The sequence below is a fragment of the Paenibacillus sp. cl130 genome (assembly GCF_900116035.1).
Taxonomy (GTDB): Bacteria; Bacillota; Bacilli; order Paenibacillales; family Paenibacillaceae; genus Paenibacillus; species Paenibacillus polymyxa_B.
The window spans coordinates 132,932-151,011 of the sequence record NZ_FOYG01000003.1; the positions used below are offsets into that span (position 1 = coordinate 132,932).

The 18,080-nt window shown below is 42.8% G+C and carries 20 protein-coding genes; 13 read left to right on the forward strand and 7 right to left on the reverse strand.

The window, feature by feature from the left end; genetic code table 11:
• Positions 1-243: 243 nt before the first annotated feature.
• The 3 genes from BM358_RS09995 to BM358_RS10005 all read left to right on the forward strand — a co-directional run bounded on the left by BM358_RS09995 (position 244) and on the right by BM358_RS10005 (position 3,797).
• The gene (locus BM358_RS09995) at positions 244-1,884 is read left to right on the forward strand and encodes a helix-turn-helix domain-containing protein (protein WP_049828401.1); all 1,641 of its coding nucleotides are present in this window, start codon (positions 244-246) and stop codon (positions 1,882-1,884) included.
• A gap of 128 nt (positions 1,885-2,012) precedes the next feature.
• The gene (locus BM358_RS10000) at positions 2,013-2,984 is read left to right on the forward strand and encodes an ABC transporter substrate-binding protein (protein ID WP_023988518.1); all 972 of its coding nucleotides are present in this window, start codon (positions 2,013-2,015) and stop codon (positions 2,982-2,984) included.
• Between the two features lie 24 nt (positions 2,985-3,008).
• Positions 3,009-3,797: a hypothetical protein gene (locus BM358_RS10005; RefSeq protein WP_028541349.1), complete on the forward strand. Its 789-nt coding sequence runs from the start codon at positions 3,009-3,011 to the stop codon at positions 3,795-3,797.
• A gap of 95 nt (positions 3,798-3,892) precedes the next feature.
• Here the strand turns inward: BM358_RS10005 and BM358_RS10010 are convergent, their stop codons facing one another.
• The gene (locus BM358_RS10010; RefSeq protein WP_028541348.1) at positions 3,893-4,117 is read right to left on the reverse strand and encodes a hypothetical protein; all 225 of its coding nucleotides are present in this window, start codon (positions 4,115-4,117) and stop codon (positions 3,893-3,895) included.
• A gap of 146 nt (positions 4,118-4,263) precedes the next feature.
• On the opposite strand from BM358_RS10010, the gene BM358_RS10015 reads away from it, so the two are divergent.
• On the forward strand, positions 4,264-4,839 hold the full coding sequence (locus BM358_RS10015; protein WP_028541347.1) for a TetR/AcrR family transcriptional regulator: 576 nt from the start codon (positions 4,264-4,266) through the stop codon (positions 4,837-4,839).
• A gap of 165 nt (positions 4,840-5,004) precedes the next feature.
• Here BM358_RS10015 and BM358_RS10020 read toward each other — a convergent pair whose 3' ends face one another.
• From BM358_RS10020 to clpP, 3 genes are read right to left on the reverse strand one after another with little or no spacing between them, the layout of a single operon-like run.
• Positions 5,005-5,670, reverse strand: a complete 666-nt coding sequence (locus BM358_RS10020; RefSeq protein ID WP_028541346.1) for an MBL fold metallo-hydrolase — start codon at positions 5,668-5,670, stop codon at positions 5,005-5,007.
• A 48-nt stretch (positions 5,671-5,718) separates the two neighbouring features.
• A complete protein-coding gene (locus tag BM358_RS10025) occupies positions 5,719-5,925 on the reverse strand; it encodes a hypothetical protein (RefSeq protein WP_028541345.1) in 207 nt (68 codons plus the stop codon).
• 58 nt (positions 5,926-5,983) lie between these two features.
• On the reverse strand, positions 5,984-6,568 hold the full coding sequence (gene clpP, locus BM358_RS10030; RefSeq protein WP_028541344.1) for an ATP-dependent Clp endopeptidase proteolytic subunit ClpP: 585 nt from the start codon (positions 6,566-6,568) through the stop codon (positions 5,984-5,986).
• 200 nt (positions 6,569-6,768) lie between these two features.
• Here clpP and BM358_RS10035 point away from each other — a divergent pair, with 200 nt between their 5' ends.
• From BM358_RS10035 to BM358_RS10040, 3 genes are all read left to right on the forward strand, one after another.
• Positions 6,769-7,494, forward strand: a complete 726-nt coding sequence (locus BM358_RS10035; protein ID WP_028541343.1) for an RNA polymerase sigma factor — start codon at positions 6,769-6,771, stop codon at positions 7,492-7,494.
• A 43-nt stretch (positions 7,495-7,537) separates the two neighbouring features.
• Positions 7,538-7,699 carry a hypothetical protein gene (locus tag BM358_RS26425; RefSeq protein WP_155252341.1) on the forward strand — a complete coding sequence of 54 codons (162 nt, stop codon included), beginning with the start codon at positions 7,538-7,540 and terminating at the stop codon, positions 7,697-7,699.
• Positions 7,700-7,911: 212 nt separating this feature from the next.
• Positions 7,912-8,319, forward strand: coding sequence for a hypothetical protein (locus BM358_RS10040; protein WP_028541342.1), 408 nt, complete (start codon positions 7,912-7,914; stop codon positions 8,317-8,319).
• Positions 8,320-8,467: 148 nt separating this feature from the next.
• Here the strand turns inward: BM358_RS10040 and BM358_RS10045 are convergent, their stop codons facing one another.
• On the reverse strand, positions 8,468-8,998 hold the full coding sequence (locus tag BM358_RS10045) for a DUF4303 domain-containing protein (protein ID WP_028541341.1): 531 nt from the start codon (positions 8,996-8,998) through the stop codon (positions 8,468-8,470).
• A gap of 249 nt (positions 8,999-9,247) precedes the next feature.
• Between BM358_RS10045 and BM358_RS10050 the strand changes: the two genes are divergently transcribed.
• Positions 9,248-9,721, forward strand: a complete 474-nt coding sequence (locus tag BM358_RS10050; protein WP_028541340.1) for a DUF2798 domain-containing protein — start codon at positions 9,248-9,250, stop codon at positions 9,719-9,721.
• A gap of 237 nt (positions 9,722-9,958) precedes the next feature.
• Here BM358_RS10050 and map read toward each other — a convergent pair whose 3' ends face one another.
• Both map and BM358_RS10060 read right to left on the reverse strand, forming a co-directional pair.
• Entirely contained in the window at positions 9,959-10,705 is a 747-nt protein-coding gene (gene map / locus BM358_RS10055) for a type I methionyl aminopeptidase (protein ID WP_023988527.1), read from the reverse strand.
• A gap of 26 nt (positions 10,706-10,731) precedes the next feature.
• Positions 10,732-11,454 carry a TetR/AcrR family transcriptional regulator gene (locus BM358_RS10060; protein WP_028541339.1) on the reverse strand — a complete coding sequence of 241 codons (723 nt, stop codon included), beginning with the start codon at positions 11,452-11,454 and terminating at the stop codon, positions 10,732-10,734.
• 399 nt (positions 11,455-11,853) lie between these two features.
• Here BM358_RS10060 and BM358_RS10065 point away from each other — a divergent pair, with 399 nt between their 5' ends.
• The 5 genes from BM358_RS10065 (at position 11,854) to BM358_RS10080 (ending at position 18,056) form a co-directional block, all read left to right on the forward strand.
• On the forward strand, positions 11,854-12,126 hold the full coding sequence (locus BM358_RS10065; RefSeq protein ID WP_028541338.1) for a CD3324 family protein: 273 nt from the start codon (positions 11,854-11,856) through the stop codon (positions 12,124-12,126).
• A gap of 261 nt (positions 12,127-12,387) precedes the next feature.
• On the forward strand, positions 12,388-13,359 hold the full coding sequence (locus BM358_RS10070; protein WP_028541337.1) for an alpha/beta hydrolase fold domain-containing protein: 972 nt from the start codon (positions 12,388-12,390) through the stop codon (positions 13,357-13,359).
• Positions 13,359-13,490: a hypothetical protein gene (locus BM358_RS26770; RefSeq protein WP_256253353.1), complete on the forward strand. Its 132-nt coding sequence runs from the start codon at positions 13,359-13,361 to the stop codon at positions 13,488-13,490. The genes BM358_RS10070 and BM358_RS26770 overlap by 1 nt, the downstream gene beginning before the upstream one ends.
• A 98-nt stretch (positions 13,491-13,588) precedes the next feature.
• Complete coding sequence (locus tag BM358_RS10075) at positions 13,589-15,655, forward strand: thioredoxin domain-containing protein (RefSeq protein WP_028541336.1); 2,067 nt, start codon at positions 13,589-13,591, stop codon at positions 15,653-15,655.
• Positions 15,656-16,055: 400 nt separating this feature from the next.
• On the forward strand, positions 16,056-18,056 hold the full coding sequence (locus BM358_RS10080; protein WP_023988532.1) for a methyl-accepting chemotaxis protein: 2,001 nt from the start codon (positions 16,056-16,058) through the stop codon (positions 18,054-18,056).
• Positions 18,057-18,080: the final 24 nt, after the last annotated feature.

An 18,080-nucleotide genomic window follows, 5' to 3' on the forward strand; every position in this document is an offset into this window, starting at 1 on the left:
AATCTGTGATCAATCTCTTATCGGACGTTCTACCTTTTATAGTCATTATTTGGATAAGTACGACTTGCTAGAAAAAATAGTTAAACAGTATGCTTGATGTCTATTCAGTGGGTTTTGAAAAATGGCAAAGATGCGAACATCATTTTTCTTTTAGATCAAATGCAAGAATATATTATTAATCAGTTAAAGTCTGACTTGTATCAAGGTTAAATGTTTTAGCTAGTATGAGGGCGGTGAGATTACTTGGTTGAGATAGAAAAGAACTTTAAACATAAAGAATATGCACCCCTCGAAGGGATGTGTTTCAAGCTACGAGAAATTGAGCATATCAAGAATCAAGCAAATGATTGGGAGCTAAGACTTCAGTTTATCGAATCCCACATGATTCTTGTTGCGGCAAGCGGTCAAGGCTGGCTAACGATTGATGGGCAATTCATCGAACTTCGACAGGGCAGCGTTTACGTGTGTACGCCAGGAGAACTCATCGAAGCAGCCGCGCACTCCTTTGATGAACGAGGGTTTTATTATCTTCGATTTGATGTTATGGACGATGAGGTATCTTCAGCCCATTCGATGCAGATTATTAAGAAGAACAGCCCGTTTCCGGCTAAAGGGGAAGTTATCGTTACGTCGCCTGTTTCTGTTAATACGTTGTGCGATACCATTAACCAATACTTGCAGGATGAGGATCATTTAAAACGATTTCGCGGGCAAATTCTCTTTCAAGAACTGCTGCATACCATCTTGCAAGATGCCCATCTTGAACAAGGAAACGATTCGGAAACAGCCCTAGACTATATCAAAGGCTATATAGAGCAGCATTACCAGAAAGAACTGACAATCGATCACTTGGCCAAGGTGGGGGGAATGAGTACCCGTCATTTTATGCGATTATTCAAAAAAAGGTATGGCTGCAGCGCGATCGACTATTTGGCAGTGTTCCGAATCGAGCAGGCACAACAGCTGATGAGGTCGGGTGGGCAAAATCGTCTTCGAGATATTGCACGACATGTAGGTTACCATGACGATACTTATTTTCGGCGCAAATTTAAACAGGTATCGGGCGTGCCTCCAGCGGCATTTATGCAGAACAGCAGAAAAAAAATAGTCGCCTACGATTTCCCCAACATTGGACAATTGATTGCGCTTCAAATTAATCCTTTCGCCGCAGCAGCCGATCACCCATGGACTGGTTATTACAAGCGAAAGTATCACATGGATGCCGTGCTTCCTCTAAGTTCAAATCAATGGATCAAGAGAGAAGAAATTCGACTTGCTGAACCCGATTTTATTGTTGGTATCGACACTCTGGTATCTCCTGAGGAACAGGAAATGCTGAGGAAAATTGCACCTGCATTTTTTGTACCCTGGGTGAAGAACGATTGGCGTACGCATTTGCGCTTAATTGGGAAATTTCTGGACAAGACCGTAGCAGCCGAGACTTGGCTTGAAAAATATGATCGAAGGGCTCTTTTTGTAAGAGAGCAAGTGAAACATGTATTCAAGGATGATCGTCTCCTCATTCTGAGAATCACCGGTGATCGTTACAATGTTTTGGGCAGTAGAAGCCTAGGCACAGTATTTTACGATGATCTGCATGTTCTGCCTGTGCAAGGTGTCGATCTTTTGAGTCAAAATCAGCAGATAACGCCTGACCAACTAGCGAATTTTGATCCAGATCGTTTATTGCTCATCGTAGACGAGGACATTCAGTCACAATTAAGTTGGCAAACACTCATGAATTCTAAGCTATGGAGTGATTTGAAAGCTGTCAGGAACAGCCGGGTGGACTTCCTTCCCTCATATCCTTGGGTAGAATATACGGCTTTCACTCATGAGCTTATGCTGGATGAAGTTTTAAAGATTTGGCGGGATCGTGCATGAAAAAAAGTCGCTATCGTCAATATTCCGAAATTATAAATTCATCTATACTCCTAATATATGATAATGATAATCAATTTTAATTAGAGGTTGTCATAAATAAATCAAATGATCAGGAGGACCACCGAAGAATGAAGCAACAACGACATATAATCGCAGGTTTAATTATCGTATTGTTCGTCATTGTAAGTACTGCTTGTGGAGCCAATAATGCAGGAAACACAGCTAGCAATTCTGAAAAAGCGAATAAAGGAGCCACTGCTGAGCAGCACGTTATTTCAACTTTAAAAGGGGACCTTAGTATTCCAACGGAGCCCAAAAGGGTCATTGGACTCTCTGTTGTTTACCCAGAGTTGTTATATGCACTTGGCGTTACGCCTGTTGCGGTACAAAACTATCATCCGGATTTCCCATCCTATTTAAAGGAACCGTTTAAAGATACACTGAAGATGGGAATTGCCCAAACTCCTAATTTTGAAGCTATTCTGGCCTCTAAGCCGGATTTAATTATTGCCCCTACGTGGTGGTCCGATAAGGATTATGCTCAGCTTTCCAAAATTGCACCAACGGTGCTTTTACCGCAGCGGGATGATTGGCGTGATGAGTTACGGGATATTGGCAAGGTTCTAGGCAAAGTGGAACAGGCTGAAAAGGTCATTCAGGATTTGCAAACGAAAGAAACTGAAGCGAAGGAGAAACTTCATTCTCTAGTTGGTGACGAGACAGTCATGTACATGATGATTATGGCGAAGGAGATCGTTATTTACGGAGAAAATAGTGATCGGGGAATCTTCATCCATAAGACATTAGGTCTAAAGCCGATTAAAGAATATCCACAGGGTGAGCTAAGTCTATCCATTTCATTGGAAAAAATACCGGAATATAATCCTGACCATATCATTTTGCAGTTAGATGATGACTCCAGTCAAGAAGTTCGGAATAGATATGAGGAAATGCTGAACAGCTCTTTATGGAAAAACATGACAGCCGTGAAAAAAAAACAGGTTCACATGATGGGAGGCAAGGAATGGTTTAGTCTTGGCATGTCTCCATTGGCAGATCTTCATGCTATTAACGATGTCGTTCATGCTTTTGAAAAATAGAGAACAATAATGGGAGTGTATGCTATGGGCACGGTTGATTTTCAACATTTGGAAGAAAAATTTTTCCTTACTTTGAATGAGCTCGATAAAACCGTGCTTACCATCCCTGCATTTGATCTATTAAAAGTTGAAAATATGAATCACTTAATCGACACATACGGCACGCTCATCAAAGCTAAAGAACGTTCAGCAGCAGCAGCTTTTTTTATTAGCTGGTACGCCGGGGTATGCGGTGCGATGCAGCACATGCTGTATCAAGGCAACGTGTTGCTGTTGGATTTATCATTATCTAATTTATCCGTACAATTATATGTAGTTGACGGCTATCCGCTTTTTTCATTTAAAATCAACGAAGTGCGATTTAACCAAATTTCGATAATGGACTGGGATGAGGGGGAGAAGAAATCGCTTGATTCCTTTTACAGGGAACAGGTAACGCCTATAATCCAACTTTTGTCCCAACTGGCCCCCATAAACGCTATTCCATTATGGGGACAAATCGTTAATGCGTTGTATGCTCAAATGGAAGAAGAGTTGGCCGAAGCGTCTGATGAAGAAAGTAGAACCAGGATCATTTCTTTTTTCAAATTGCTCACACACGATGTCGATGCTAGTGCGTTCGGACTCCGTAATAACCCGTTTAATGTTAAACCAAATTTCATTGAACACCCAAATATCCCTGATCAAAAAATGTTAGTGAAAACAGCTTGTTGCCTGGCTTATTGCTTGGATCGTGAATTTGGTTACTGTTACGCATGTCCGCGATTAAAAGAAAAGGATCGGGCATTAATGAGAGCGAATGGACGTTGTTGAAAAAACATCTGCTTTGATTGGATAATAACGATTGAAGCTATGGAACTACGATTTTGATGGGCATGTTGCGTACGAACAATATATTTTTACAGTTGTTATATGAATTTCTTCATTTCATTAAATGCTAACTCCCTGTGACCTGCTACCACCTGTTTCTTTAGTAAATACTTTGGTGTAATGGACGCAGCATTGATTAATTCTTGTTGGATTTGTGCGAGTCGGCTAATAGGTACGTATTGATCATCTTCTTGATAATAATCATTGATAAAACGATTAATTTGAAGATTGAATTGTTCATTATTGACATAGGATTTAAACATATATTTTCCTCCTTCAATTTGGGTATGTGCTTACTATAGAGTATAGTTACTACATAAAAAATAATTAGTATCGCATAATCTGTAAGATGTCTTACATGTTATATATGAAGTGTTCGAAAACTTACACATAAGGAGCAAGTGGTTGAATGAATGAAGATATCAGAATTTATAAAACAAAAATAGCTATTGAGCGAGCTTTAATAGAATTACTCCAACAAAATCATTTTAAAGAAATTACGATCAAAAAAATCTGTGATCAATCTCTTATCGGACGTTCTACCTTTTATAGTCATTATTTGGATAAGTACGACTTGCTAGAAAAAATAGTTAAACAGTATGCTTCTGATTTTAAAGTTGAAATTGAGCAGCGTTTTGATCCCATCGAAGATGGTAAGGTGGCAAATGCCATAGAACTTGTAACCGATAAAATGATTAAAAATAAGCTCGAAATTTCAACATTGTTAGCCGTTCATGAAGTAACAGCAGATCTACGTAAGGAATTTGAACAAATTTTGTTTAGGACTTGCTTAGATTATTTAAAGCAACAGAATTCTTCAACTTCGATCGCATTAGAGTATTTAGCAGAACTATATGCTGCTAACTCAATGATGTCTATTCAGTGGGTCTTGAAAAATGGCAAAGATGCTAACATCATTCTTCTTTTAGATCAAATGCAAGAATATATTTTTAATCAGTTAAAGTCTGATCTATATACAAGTTAGCACACGTGGAGTATGGGTTGCAGGAATAAACAATGAAGATCTATTTTGTGAAATGCAAAATAACACTTTGTTAAAGTTCAATCACGAATTAACAAAGTGTTATTTTAAATAATCTTCTCGTTCACAACATTGTTTCACCAAAGATAACTTACCGGAACTTTAACTTTATAATCCTTGGGTAAGTCCTAATATCTGATCATTCACATGTACATTACTTAATCCCCCGTGATAACAAACTACGGATGCAATGTCGAGATCCAAATACTTTTTTAATGAGAGATGAGCTACTTTTATATCGGGTGTGGTCGGGACATGAATTCCCGCGAGAATCCCGTTTACACTGTACATCGAATCCCCGGCAATAAGAGTTTTACTTTGCCTTAAATAAAGGCTGATATGACCCGGAGTATGCCCAGGCGTATGGATGACGCGAATCCTGCCGCAAAACGGCAGTTCCTGACCATCTATTAAGGTATCGTCCACTTTGCCCTTCGGGGGATTCACAAGGTGACCATCTTTTAAAAGAGGGATCTCCCCCTGAATATACGGCTTATCCAGTTCGTGTGCATAGACTTTAATATGACTGCCACACTCCTGCAAAATCTCAGGAAGACTTCCTATATGATCCACATCTTGATGCGTCAAAATCACAGCTTTTAGTTGGTCAAACGACACGCCTACCTTTTCCATAGCCACGCGTAAATCTTCCATTTGCCCAGGGAGTCCTGTGTCTATTAAAACAGCCATTTCTTGATCCCACAAAAGAATAGGGTGAATCATATTCCCATGAAAATCTAGCTGAAGCATTTCTACCCCCTGTGAAATTTCCATAATATCGGGCCTCCGTACAATGTAATTGCCACCCATGCTAGAATAGGTTCATGGGGCGAATCCAACTCTATAGCGTTGCCGTTCCTTAATGTCAATGGATACGGTGCGAATGGATGTAATAGGAATAACAAGCGTCTGATATTGCGTAAGGTATTTAACGAACTTGTCGTCAATCTGATCCAATATCCCGTCGCATACATTTGTCCCATCTATAAAATGAATAGTTACTTCCTTGCCTTGTAAGTTTGCTAACATGATATCACCTCGTATTATTTCTTGAAGTTTCTTGAAGATCATTAGGTTTTGAGCATCTTTACAAAGAAGTTATCACTTGATCAATAACACCATATTCCAGTGCCTCTTGAGCGGACATGTAAAAATCCCGGTCCATATCTTTTTCGACTTTTTCAAAAGATTGCCCGGTCCGTTCAGCTGTGATACGGGTTGCCTTTTCACGAGTCCATAAAATTCGTTCTGCGCTGATCGCAATATCGCTAGCTTGACCTTGTGCGCCGCCGTGCGGCTGATGGATCATGATTTCACTGTTCGGCAACGCCGAACGTTTCCCTTTGGCGCCCGCCAGCAAAAGGATCGCGCCAAACGAAGCAGCAAATCCCGTACATATCGTGTGCACATCGGGTTTGATGTACTGCATCGTATCATAAATGGCAAATCCTGCGGAAGTAGAGCCACCCGGGCTGTTGATATACATGTAAATTTCTTTTTCCGGATCTTCTGCCGCCAGGAACAATAATTGAGCAATAATACTGTTAGCCAAATGATCATCGATGGCTGCCCCGACAAACACAATACGATCCTTTAAGAGTCTGGAATAGATATCGTACGATCTTTCACCTTGAGCGGTTTGCTCGACAACATAAGGAACATAAACACTCATTTTTTATACCCCCAATTTCCTGTTTCCAGTTGATTTCTCCTTGTAAACGAACCGAGGCCGTAAAAAGATACGGAGGTTTCAATGGGAAAACGATTTACGTAAATGGTGTAACTTTTACAACCACTTGTTCGTTTACATTGGAGGTAGCAAATGGCTTTGCTCTAGGAAAGGGCAGAATAAGACCGTGGAGGAGAGGACCTATGCGCATAGATGATTCTATACAAATGACAGATAATATAATAAACATCGAGAACTTGGAGGAATTACAGGCGGTCCTGAAACGTTACTGTCTGTCGCTTACGAAATCAAATTGGGATGCGGAAGAACTGGCTCAGGACACTTGGATAAAAGCATTAGGTAAGTTAAATAGCTTCGAGCATACAAATCCCGAAGCGCTTTTGCTACGGATTGCTAAGAACACCTGGATTGATGATATACGGAGAAAAGCAGTCTACACTCGGATATTGAATAGGGACCAAGCGAAAGTAACTGTACCCGATCATGGATCTTTTGAAATCGAGATAGCGTTGCAATCCTTAATGAATCATTTATCTCCGCTTCAGAGAACTGTTTTTTTGCTGCGAGATGTGTTTGGATATTCGATTCGTGAAACATCCGACATGCTTGAAACAACGGAGGGAGCGGTAAAAGTTGCACTCCACCGGGCACGAAAATCGCTTGGAGCAGTCAGGGAAGATCTTCTCAAAGGAGAGTTATCCTTACCGGAAAGTGAAAACTCGAAAACTTTTCTGAGAGCGTTGACGGCGGCATATCAGATGGGAGATATTGCAGCAATGGTTATGCTCTCCCATCAGGATGAAATGGAGCCGGACGTGGTGATCGGAATCGTCAATCATAAGCTGCACCGGAGTCTCGCTACAATAAAACAAACGGATTCCCATACCATGAGTATGATAGCGGCGTAGTTTGCGAAAAGAAATGCGGAGCTGATCATAGTGGTTGTTTCTGATGAAACAAGTTTCAGCCAATCCAATTTACGAACAGATTGTTCGGGATTACAGGCAGCAGGGTGAAATCATGCGGGGCAGTAACAGAGGCAGCGCACAGCCAATAATGGCAAAGAGTCCATGGTGGCTGTGCGGAAATATCGGGTTTATCATTCAGGAATAATATTTAATTTTTTATATTAGAAAGTGAACCCTGAGAGCTAACCCTTTTAACGTGAAGGAGCAGTGTTTTATAGAATAGCCTTTGCTTGATGCAGTGAAAAAGTTAGACCTGCCAACAAACATTGCGCATGACGACCAGCCCGTTTTCTGACTAGTACAAGCTAAACGGGCAAATTTTAACTTCAGGTACCCGTTGATTTTGGGAGGTAAACAATGAATTTGAATGAAATTAAAAAGTTGCCAGATAATATGTCTAAAGAACAATTAGAATCCTATCTTATTCATTATTTGGATTCGATTGAAAATATAGAGAAGATTAATACGCTTGAAATGTTAGAATGTTTTTCAGAATTTGCTGATAGGAGAGCTAACACCTATGAATTGTTAAGTGATTCGTTCAGAAAAAGAGTAGATCGTTTTGTACTTAAATTATGGAATGATACATCTTCGGAGATAGTCGATGTTTATTCATCCGTTGTTGTTAATCTAAATTTAAAAATGAGTTACAACTTAATGAAAGACTCTTTAGAAAGAGATCTAAATGAAGAAATCCGAGAAATTATCGAGGATACAATTAACGAGATAGGCGAGGATATAGAGGTCCCATTTAAATTGAATTGATATGTAGATTTTAAAGTTATATTGGGGAAGTGTCAGCTTAGCTAGTACGCCCCCGTGTAGATCAAGAGGATACTATCGGTGCATTGGACAAGCACATTGCGAATTTGTCTGGTAAAACAATCTACCTGTAATATTTCAAACTGTACTTCTATTGATAACGATGCAAGAAGTCATCAACTAATTTGGCGTTTGTCATCTGAATTACAGACTGATTTTCCAGTTCCTCGGCCATATCATCATCCGTCATGGACACGAAAAAAATAATATCTTCTTTGGATTGGCCGAATTGATTAAAGAGTACATCGTCTGTTTCCTTAACTACCTTGGCCATAATTTTTATCACTTCATCTTTATAGTCAAACACATTTTCGGTTGCATACAGAAATTTGCTAATATGATTGAGATGTGTTGTATCGCCATATTGATATTCGCTTAATCCCCATCTATAATAATTTTCATCTTCCTTGCTGTTGCACAGGCCTTGGGCTTTCATGTTTGTGATATGTCTAACAAGTGATTCCTCCGTATTAACAGCAAGAAACAAGGTGATAGAATCGCTGTCTGTGCCAAAAGCACAAGCGTAAACCCGCTCATTCTTCACTTCTTCCAGTATGCTTTTAAGATCATCCAAAAATCCTGCCCTAAATCTTTCCTCAAATTCACTTAGAAAATTGCTCATCTGATTCATATACTCCTTAATGTCTCTTTTGATAAACTTAGATTATCAGATTTCTCTAATTAAAGTTAGCTGGAGTTTGTTCAATTAACTGAAAAAAAATGTTTTAGAAACCCTTTTATTTGTTTAAAAAAAGTTGTTATAATTGTTAGATCAGTGTGTAGAGATATTGGTACTAGTTTTAATGACCAAAAATATATGTCGCATGATACGTCTACCATCTGAAATATTTTTATTTCGGAGGGAAACAATATGTATAAGGAAGAAAGACTGCCTCAAAACGCAAAAGAAGGTATATTATTTTTATTGATTATTTCAATTATTTCAGTAAACACGATCGCCCCAATTATTATGGGATTGGAGCGCGGCTTTAGTAAAGAAAATTATTTAGAAACGCTAAAGATTATTCCGTTTATGTGGATTATCGTTGTTTTGTTAGTAAGATTGGTTGCGGGACCGTTAGTGGGTAAAGTGATACCCAAATTCGTAGGACAAACAGATGGATTTAATGCTAGAGTTTTATTGAATACTTTATTGAATGTTACGGTCTTATCTGTTCTTCTAACCATTATAGGAACTTGGGTTGGTACGAAACAAATAAGCCTAGAACCTTTTCAGAACTTCTTTCATAGTTGGTTTAGAAATTTTGGTGTAGCATTTTGGATTGAGCTATTGATTGCTCAGCCAATAGCAAGATTTGCAATGAAAAAAATACACGCAAGATAGGCTAGCCAAGAGAGAGTGTAAATCCGTAACACGATACCAAAGTCATAATAAAAAACCGCATAACAATGTGGTTTTTCGTAAATCGGTAAAGTTACAAACCATGTAGAAAAAGCGCTGGTCCCAGGCTGGAACCAGCGCTTTTTCGCGTTTCAGATTACGAACTTTCGTCAAGCCAGGCAGGCCGGGTTGGCGACTTATTTCCTAAAATGACGCATTGCCGTCCGTTCGCCTCTATGCTTACTGGGCCGTTAAAATCAGTGGTCCGTCCGACGTAACTGCGATCGTATGCTCATATTGCGCTGACAACTTGCCGTCGGCCGTTCTCGCCGTCCACTGATCGTCGTCGATCGTGATACGGAACGTACCTTGGTTGATCATCGGTTCAATCGTAAACACCATGCCTTCCTTTAACCGAATGCCTTTGCCGGCTACGCCGATATGCTCGTAGCTTGGCTCCTCGTGCAGGCTCCGCCCGATCCCATGCGCCAGCAGATCGCGTACGACCGAAAACCCGTTTGATTCCGCATGCTGTTGAATCGCCGACGTTATGTCGCCGAGCCGGCCCCCCGGGAGTGCCCGGGCGATCCCCAGATCCAAGCATTCCTTTGTCACCTTCATTAATTTTTGCGCTTCCGGCCGGATATTGCCCACCGCATAGCACCAGCACGAATCGCCAAACCATCCGCCGTATTCCACGACGATGTCGAGCTTCAGCAAGTCGCCGTCCATAAGCGCCTGGTTCGAAGGAATGCCGTGGGCCACCACATCGTTGACCGAAATGCAGGTTTCGGCGGGGAAACCGTTGTACCCTTTCGTAAACTGCTTGCCGCCCAGCTTGGTGATGTGTCTGGCAACAAAGTCATTGATTTCCCGGGTGGTGATCCCAGGCTCGATCAGTTTGGCCACCTCGCGGTAGCAGTCCGCAACGATTTGGCTCGCCGGCTTCATTTCTTCGATTTCCCTAGGTGATTTTAGAATGATCATCTTTGTCTATTCGCTCCTTATCAATTCTATAATTTTAAAAACCGGGCGATATCCATGGCCTCCTCGTGCAGCTTTCCGCGGCGAAGCGAAAGCGAGGCGCAGCCGACCAAGGCGGCCAGCAGCATTTCCGCGCGCTGTAGCGGATACGGCGGCTCCGCCGCGTTTCCGCCGGAAGCGGCAGTCCCGTCCACCGCATGACCGGTTTCCAGCAGCGCGGCAAGCGGCGCGAGCACCTCCCGGCGAAAGGCGGCCGAGAGCGGGGCCGAGCGCGCTTCAGGCAGCGAGGCAAAGCCCTCACCGGCCAGCTTATGCAGCAGGTACAGGGCGTGGTCCTCCGCCCAAAGCTGCAGCAGCCGAATGCCGGCGACGGCGACGGGGCCAAGCTCTGCGGCAGCGGCCGGTTCGCGGCTTTCGCTTTGGGAATCCGCGGCAGCCGAGTTCCCGGTGTCCGCCGCAGCAGCCAAGCCGAAATGCCAGCCCGTTGGCGCCTCCCCCGAAGCCGAAGCGCGCGGGGCCTCCAGCCATCCCCCGGCCCGCTCCAACGCGTCCCATAGCAGATCGTGGAGCAAATTGCCCTTATTGCTGTAATAATGGTATACCGTGCCATAGCCGAGTCCCGCCTGCACAGCCACATCGCGGATTTCCAGTAAAGGCCCTTTATTCAAAAACACATCGGCAGCGGCTTTCCGGATTTGCGCCAGACGCCGCAGCCGGATCTCTTCGTTTTGTTCCTTCGTGCGTGGAGACATCTCGTCCGTCACCTCTTTTATTTTTGACCTTCTCTTATGTCAATATAAAACATCGGCTTGCAAATAACAAGAGTCGGGCAAACAAAAGTCCCGGCAACACCTCATAAACGAATGAAGATCAGTTATATATCAGCTCAATTTTAATGGTTGGATTGTACTGATATCATTTAGCTGGTCCCAGGTGAGCAGAAGTTATGCTATACTTGCGAAGTAAAAGGGGGTGCCTACTAATGGAGAATCTATTGGGATTGTCTGTGACTTCTTACACTCATGCAAAGCCAATTATTAGGAAAGCGTTACTTTGTATGGGGCGAAACAATTTTTAACGCTGAACAAGCTTTTTTAATATTTTTGGCTTTGCACCTTATTTTAAAGAATCAAAATAAGGGGCGAGCAAAATTGAAATATACGAATGCTACAAAAGTTTTACCTCAAAAACTAATTATGGAAATTCAAAAATATGTTCAAGGAGAGACTCTGTATATTCCCAAGCCAAAAACGGAATATATGAATTGGGGCAGTTTGAGTGGCGGGAGAAGGTTGCTTGAACAGCGAAATGCCGCAATCAGAAATGCTTTTCAAAATAGCAGCAGTATCGAGCAATTAGCTAAGGAGTTTTTCCTCTCTACCGAAACCATTAAGAAAATAGTTTATTCACATAAAAATACCTAGTTTGTAAAGTGGCGTGGTACTCTACCCGCATAAATGAATTTAATTTTGGCCTCATAACGTGGTGAGCTTAGGGCGTGATCGGATGATCGCTGTGAACGACCAATCCGTCACGTCTTTTTTTATGCCAAAAATGATTCTAACTCGTTGTTTTCATTTATAAAGCTTATTTTAATCTTTAAAATATGAATATAAACGACAGCAACAATTGAAATATGTATTGATTCATTGTCTTTAAAACAAGAAAGCGGGGAAACGATTACAATGAGGGAGCAAAAAAGTAGAAGTAGACATCTGATTGATCCAGAAATTATCAGTGCAGTTGATTTAATACCAACAACCGATCTTACCGAATCTACACTAATGGAAGCACGTAAAAATCAATCTCAAATGATGCAACAAATAGATGTAACGCAGATGTTCCCTATTACATTAGAAAAAAAGATTGTGCCAAGCTATTTTAGGGGTCCAGATATTCAATTAGAAATCATTAAGCCCAAACAATCAAAGCATCATAAGATGCCTCTATATTATTCGATACACGGAGGCGGGATGGTCTTAGGAAGTCCAGTCGTGGATCGTCCTGCTAATGCATCTCTTGCTTCACAACATGGTTTTTGTTGTGTATCTGTGTACTATCGCCTAGCACCAGAGCATGTACAGCCAAGTCAGTTACAGGATTGTTATTCGGGCCTAAAATGGTGTATTGAACATGCGGAAGAGTTAGGGATAGATACTCAGAAAGTTGCCGTAGGGGGCAGCAGCGCTGGCGGCGGATTGGCGGCTGGCCTAGCCTTGTACATTCGTGATCAGAAGGAATTCGAAATCCATCATCTAAGATTAATGAGGCCAATGCTAGATGATCGCACAAGCACCGCACCAGAGCATCCATACGCAGGAGAGTTTATTTGGACAAAACAAAGCAACTATTTTGGCTGGAAATCTGTATTGGGGGATGAACCGGGTCAGGAGGAGGTAAGTGAGTATTATGTGCCGGCCCGTGCTAAGTCATTGGCCGGATTACCACCGACTTATATAAATATAGGTACCCTTGATTTATTCATTGATGAGGTCTTAGTTTTTGCAAAACAACTGGCCATTGATGGTGTCTTAGTGGAATTACATGTCTATCCCGGGTACCATCATATGTCTCCCGCGTTTCCGGATGCGCATTTTTCAAAAGAAGGGGCTAGAACAAGTGAATATGCCTTACTGAAAGCTCTGGAGATGTTCTAATGAGTATAATGTTAAACTCCTCTAATAAGCTCCGACCTCAGCGTGTCAATGTCGCCAAGGTGATTGCGTTAAAACTCAAGTTGATCGTGCTGGATGAGCCGGTGAGGGAGAGGGATACTGATATATTCTAATCTGATATTATCTTTTTTCATCCCTTCCGACTTTTACCATTCATTTAGGGTAAAATAGTACCAAGCATAAAATCCAACTACGGAAGTGGTGATGTCCCATGACAACGAGCAGCAAACCGAATAGACTAGCCAAGGAAAAATCACCTTATTTGCTACAGCATGCTCACAATCCAGTAAATTGGTTCCCTTGGTCAGATGAGGCTTTTGAAACTGCTAAGCGTAATAACAAGCCTATTTTCCTATCTGTCGGCTATTCCACTTGCCATTGGTGCCATGTAATGGGGAGAGAATCTTTCGAGGATGAAGAAGTAGCTGAGGTATTAAACAGGGATTACGTATCCATTAAGGTGGATCGTGAAGAACGTCCGGATGTGGATCATATCTATATGTCCATCTGCCAGACGATGACGGGGCATGGAGGCTGGCCACTGACGATATTGATGACGCCGGATCAGAAGCCTTTTTTTGCGGGGACGTATTTGCCCAAGGAGCAGAAATTTGGCCGTGTCGGACTGTTGGAGCTGCTGGACAAGGTGGGTACCCGGTGGAAAGAACAGCCTGAAGAGCTGGTGGAGTTGAGTGAGCAGGTGCTTACCGAGCATGAGCGGCAGGACTTGCTTGCAGGTTATCGCGGTGAACTGGATGAACAGAGTTTGAATAAAGCTTTCCATGAATTCAGCCACACCTTCGATAAGGAATATGGCGGCTTCGGGGAAGCTCCTAAGTTTCCTTCTCCGCATAACCTGTCTTTTTTGCTGCGATATGCACAGCATACGGGAAATCAACAGGCACTGGAAATGGCAGAGAAGACGCTGGATGCGATGTCCCGGGGCGGAATCTACGACCATATAGGCATGGGGTTCTCACGATACTCCGTGGACGAGAAATGGTTGGTGCCGCATTTTGAAAAAATGCTGTATGACAATGCTCTGTTGGCCATCGCGTATACAGAGGCTTGGCAGGTGACAGGCAAGGAACTGTACCGACGGATTACAGAACAAATCTTTACATATATCGCAAGAGACATGACGGATGCAGATGGTGCCTTTTATTCGGCGGAGGATGCGGATTCCGAAGGAGAAGAGGGGAGATTCTACGTCTGGGACGACTCTGAGGTAAGGGCTGTACTAGGCGATGAGGATGCCGCCTTTTTCAACGATTTGTATGGAATTACACCTTACGGAAATTTTGAAGGCCACAACATTCCAAACCTGATTGATATCAATCTGGAAGCCTATGGGATCAAGCATGACTTGACTGAGCAGGAACTGGAGCAGCGGGTTAGTGAGCTACGCGCCAAGCTGTTTGCTGCCAGAGAGCAACGTGTTCATCCTCACAAGGATGACAAGATTTTGACCTCGTGGAACGGGTTGATGATTGCTGCTCTGGCGAAGGCGGGACAAGCTTTTGGAGACACGAGATATACAGAGCAAGCTCGGAAGGCTGAGACGTTTTTGTGGAACCATTTGAGACAGGAGAACGGACGGCTGTTGGCACGTTATCGGGACGGAGAAGCAGCTTATCCCGGTTATGTAGATGATTATGCTTTTTATGTGTGGGGCTTGATCGAGTTATACCAGGCGACCTTCGATATAGAGTATCTGCAACGGGCGTTGACGCTCAATCAAAATATGATCGATTTGTTCTGGGATGAGGAACGGGACGGATTATTCTTTTATGGGTCAGATAGTGAGCAGCTAATTGCCAAGCCTAAAGAAATCTATGACGGTGCGATTCCGTCGGGTAACAGCATCGCGGCCTATAATTTTGTGAGGCTTGCGCGGCTAACGGGTGAATCTCAATTAGAGAACTATGCAGCCAAGCAGTTTAAGGCTTTTGGCGGTATGGTTGCTCATTACCCGTCAGGCCACTCCGCGTTACTCAGCGCGTTGTTGTATGCGACGGGAACGACGAAGGAGATTGTGATTGTAGGTCATAGGGACGATCTGCAGACCGTACAGCTCATTCAGGCAGTTCGAGCTGGGTTCAGGCCGAATACGGTCGTTATTTTGAAGGATGAAGGACAGTCGGAGATTGCAGAGACGGTTTCTTATATCCGTGATTACGATCTTGTGGAAGGCAAACCAGCCGTATATGTGTGTGAGCATTTTACCTGTCAGGCACCTGTTACCAGGCTTGAAGATCTGAAGGTGTTGTTGGATTGAACGGAATAAAGCGATCAAACCTAATCCCCTTGGGGGTAGTAAGCATATGGTGATTATCGAAAATGACCCTATGTTTGCTACCTTCAAGGGGATTATTTTCATGTTAAGAGGTAGGTATAGTGAAATGAAACTAATATTTTCTTAACATGTGCTACGCATTTTTTTTAATATTTTTTAGGTATATTATATCAAAGAACCGGTTCCGACCAGCCTTGCTGTTTTCGAAAATAAGTACATATACCTATTTAACTAGCGTGTTTATATCTTTTATGTCCAAGCGTTTTAGCAGCAGATGTGAAAAATGTGAAAGAGAGTCTGTCGGGTGATTGTCATCATCGGCAAGACGAAGAGGTTCACCATAGGTTAGGAAATCTAGGTAATGAAATGGAGATGTTTATTAATGAAGAAGTTATCGGGAAAAAAGTGGCTAGTCGCAAGGATGCTCAGCAAAAATTTTAAAACGAAGCTAATGGTCGCCTTTATTGCCTTTCTGATTTTACCGTCCATGATCGTGGGGGCTTTGTCGTTTGTGAGCGCCAGTCAGCAGATTCGAAACCAGATTGAAGAAAGTGCCGAGCAGGCTATCATCCGCACTAATTTTATTATTGATAGTACTATCGAACCCAAGGTACATGACGCAGAATATTTTGCAGAAAGACTAAAAGGCAATCGGGTAGAGACGGAGGAACAAGCGGCCAAACTGGAAGAATTTTTCAAACAATATGCTGCACTTCATCCTGAAGCAGAATCCATCTCTTATGGTACGAAGGATGGTAAATTTATAACCTATCCACAGAAGCAATTACCGGACAATTATGATCCACGGGTCAGACCTTGGTACGATGAAGCGATAAAAGAGCAAGCAAAGACAGCGATTAGTTCCCCCTATCTTTCGGCAAGCTCGAAGCAAATGACGGTTACGGTGTCCCGGGCAACGTCAGATGGATCGGGTGTTATTGGCATTGACCTGAAAATTAGTGGTATTAAAGAGACGTTGAACAATATTAAAGTAGGTCATGAAGGTTATGCCATATTGCTGGACAGCAACCATACCTACATTGTACATCCGACGAAGGAAGCAGGCACCAAAATTACAGATATTGAATCACGCATGTTTCAGAGCGATACTGGTGAATACGAGTATGAGTATGAAGGCCAGCCCAAATATATGAACTATGCGACTAACAAGCTGACTGGCTGGAAGATAGGCGGAACGCTGTATTTGTCTGAAGTCGATGAAGCAGCAGGACCGATTTTGATCAGCACTTTACTAACCATCGTCGGTTGTCTTGTGATTGGTATTATCATTGTTTATTTCCTGATTCGTTCCATCATCAAACCGATTTTAAAGTTAAAAGAACAAGCGGTAAATGTGAGCGCCGGAGATCTAACACAGGACATTCAAGTAAAGAGCGAGGACGAGATCGGAGAATTAGGAGTGGCTTTTCAAAATATGCAGAATAACCTGCGATCTGTCATTCAGAACGTAGGGAACAGTGCAGATCATGTCGCAATTTCTTCGAATGAACTCACAATAAGCGCGGAACAAACCAGTGCTGCAAGTGAGCAGGTGTCCCAGGCTGTGCAAGAAATTGCCAGTGGTGCAGAGAAGCAGACTACAGGGCTGGAAAATAATTCGGTGGCCCTGGATGAAATTGCACAAGGGATCACCCAAATTGCTGAACGATCGATTTTGGTAGCTGATTTGGCCAAACGATCTGCCTTGCAAGCCGAGGAAGGACGAAAGTCTGTTGAGCAGACAGGCGAGCAAATGAATTCCATTCATCAATCAGTAGAGCGTTCCAACCAGATGATTCAAACCTTGCAAGCCCGCTCTCATGAAATCGGTGAAATTACGAAAGTTATCGGTGATATCTCCAATCAGACAAACCTGCTGGCATTGAATGCAGCTATTGAGGCAGCCAGAGCGGGTGATCATGGAAAAGGCTTTGCCGTCGTTGCTGATGAGGTGCGTAAGCTGGCAGAGCAGTCTCAGACATCCGCCACACAGATTGCCACCTTGATTGCCGAAATTCAGCATGAAACCGAAACAACAGTGAAGACGATGGACAGGGTCACGACTGAGGTGCAGGATGGACTGCAGATTTCCAAAGCAACCATTGTCAAGCTAGGTCATGCGATGGAAGGCATTCGAGAGACAACGCCTCAGGTAGAGGAGGTCGCTGCGATTGCAGAGCAAATATCAGCCAGTGTACAAGAAATTGCAGCGACAGCCAACGAGCTGGCGACGATTGCAACCGGTAATGCCGCCACATCTGAGGAAGTTGCTGCCTCCTCACAAGAGCAACTGGCTTCCATGGAGGAAATATCAGCTTCTGCACAGTTGCTTTCAACGATGGCTGCTGATTTGAAGGTAATGATCAGTCGTTTCAAATATTAAAATGAACTTGAACCCTATGGAATG

What these genes read in the sequence shown, in the direction of transcription:
- BM358_RS10050 (WP_028541340.1), top strand. Translation starts at nt 9,248, where the DNA reads ATGTATAAGGAAGAAAGACTGCCTCAAAACGCAAAAGAAGGTATATTA.
- BM358_RS10010 (WP_028541348.1), bottom strand. Translation starts at nt 4,117, where the DNA reads ATGTTTAAATCCTATGTCAATAATGAACAATTCAATCTTCAAATTAAT.
- BM358_RS26425 (WP_155252341.1), top strand. Translation starts at nt 7,538, where the DNA reads ATGAAACAAGTTTCAGCCAATCCAATTTACGAACAGATTGTTCGGGAT.
- BM358_RS10000 (WP_023988518.1), top strand. Translation starts at nt 2,013, where the DNA reads ATGAAGCAACAACGACATATAATCGCAGGTTTAATTATCGTATTGTTC.
- BM358_RS10075 (WP_028541336.1), top strand. Translation starts at nt 13,589, where the DNA reads ATGACAACGAGCAGCAAACCGAATAGACTAGCCAAGGAAAAATCACCT.
- BM358_RS10025 (WP_028541345.1), bottom strand. Translation starts at nt 5,925, where the DNA reads ATGTTAGCAAACTTACAAGGCAAGGAAGTAACTATTCATTTTATAGAT.
- BM358_RS10045 (WP_028541341.1), bottom strand. Translation starts at nt 8,998, where the DNA reads ATGAGCAATTTTCTAAGTGAATTTGAGGAAAGATTTAGGGCAGGATTT.
- BM358_RS10070 (WP_028541337.1), top strand. Translation starts at nt 12,388, where the DNA reads ATGAGGGAGCAAAAAAGTAGAAGTAGACATCTGATTGATCCAGAAATT.
- clpP (WP_028541344.1), bottom strand. Translation starts at nt 6,568, where the DNA reads ATGAGTGTTTATGTTCCTTATGTTGTCGAGCAAACCGCTCAAGGTGAA.
- BM358_RS10040 (WP_028541342.1), top strand. Translation starts at nt 7,912, where the DNA reads ATGAATTTGAATGAAATTAAAAAGTTGCCAGATAATATGTCTAAAGAA.
- BM358_RS26770 (WP_256253353.1), top strand. Translation starts at nt 13,359, where the DNA reads ATGAGTATAATGTTAAACTCCTCTAATAAGCTCCGACCTCAGCGTGTC.
- BM358_RS10035 (WP_028541343.1), top strand. Translation starts at nt 6,769, where the DNA reads ATGCGCATAGATGATTCTATACAAATGACAGATAATATAATAAACATC.
- BM358_RS10060 (WP_028541339.1), bottom strand. Translation starts at nt 11,454, where the DNA reads ATGTCTCCACGCACGAAGGAACAAAACGAAGAGATCCGGCTGCGGCGT.
- BM358_RS10005 (WP_028541349.1), top strand. Translation starts at nt 3,009, where the DNA reads ATGGGCACGGTTGATTTTCAACATTTGGAAGAAAAATTTTTCCTTACT.
- BM358_RS10020 (WP_028541346.1), bottom strand. Translation starts at nt 5,670, where the DNA reads ATGGAAATTTCACAGGGGGTAGAAATGCTTCAGCTAGATTTTCATGGG.
- map (WP_023988527.1), bottom strand. Translation starts at nt 10,705, where the DNA reads ATGATCATTCTAAAATCACCTAGGGAAATCGAAGAAATGAAGCCGGCG.
- BM358_RS10015 (WP_028541347.1), top strand. Translation starts at nt 4,264, where the DNA reads ATGAATGAAGATATCAGAATTTATAAAACAAAAATAGCTATTGAGCGA.
- BM358_RS10080 (WP_023988532.1), top strand. Translation starts at nt 16,056, where the DNA reads ATGAAGAAGTTATCGGGAAAAAAGTGGCTAGTCGCAAGGATGCTCAGC.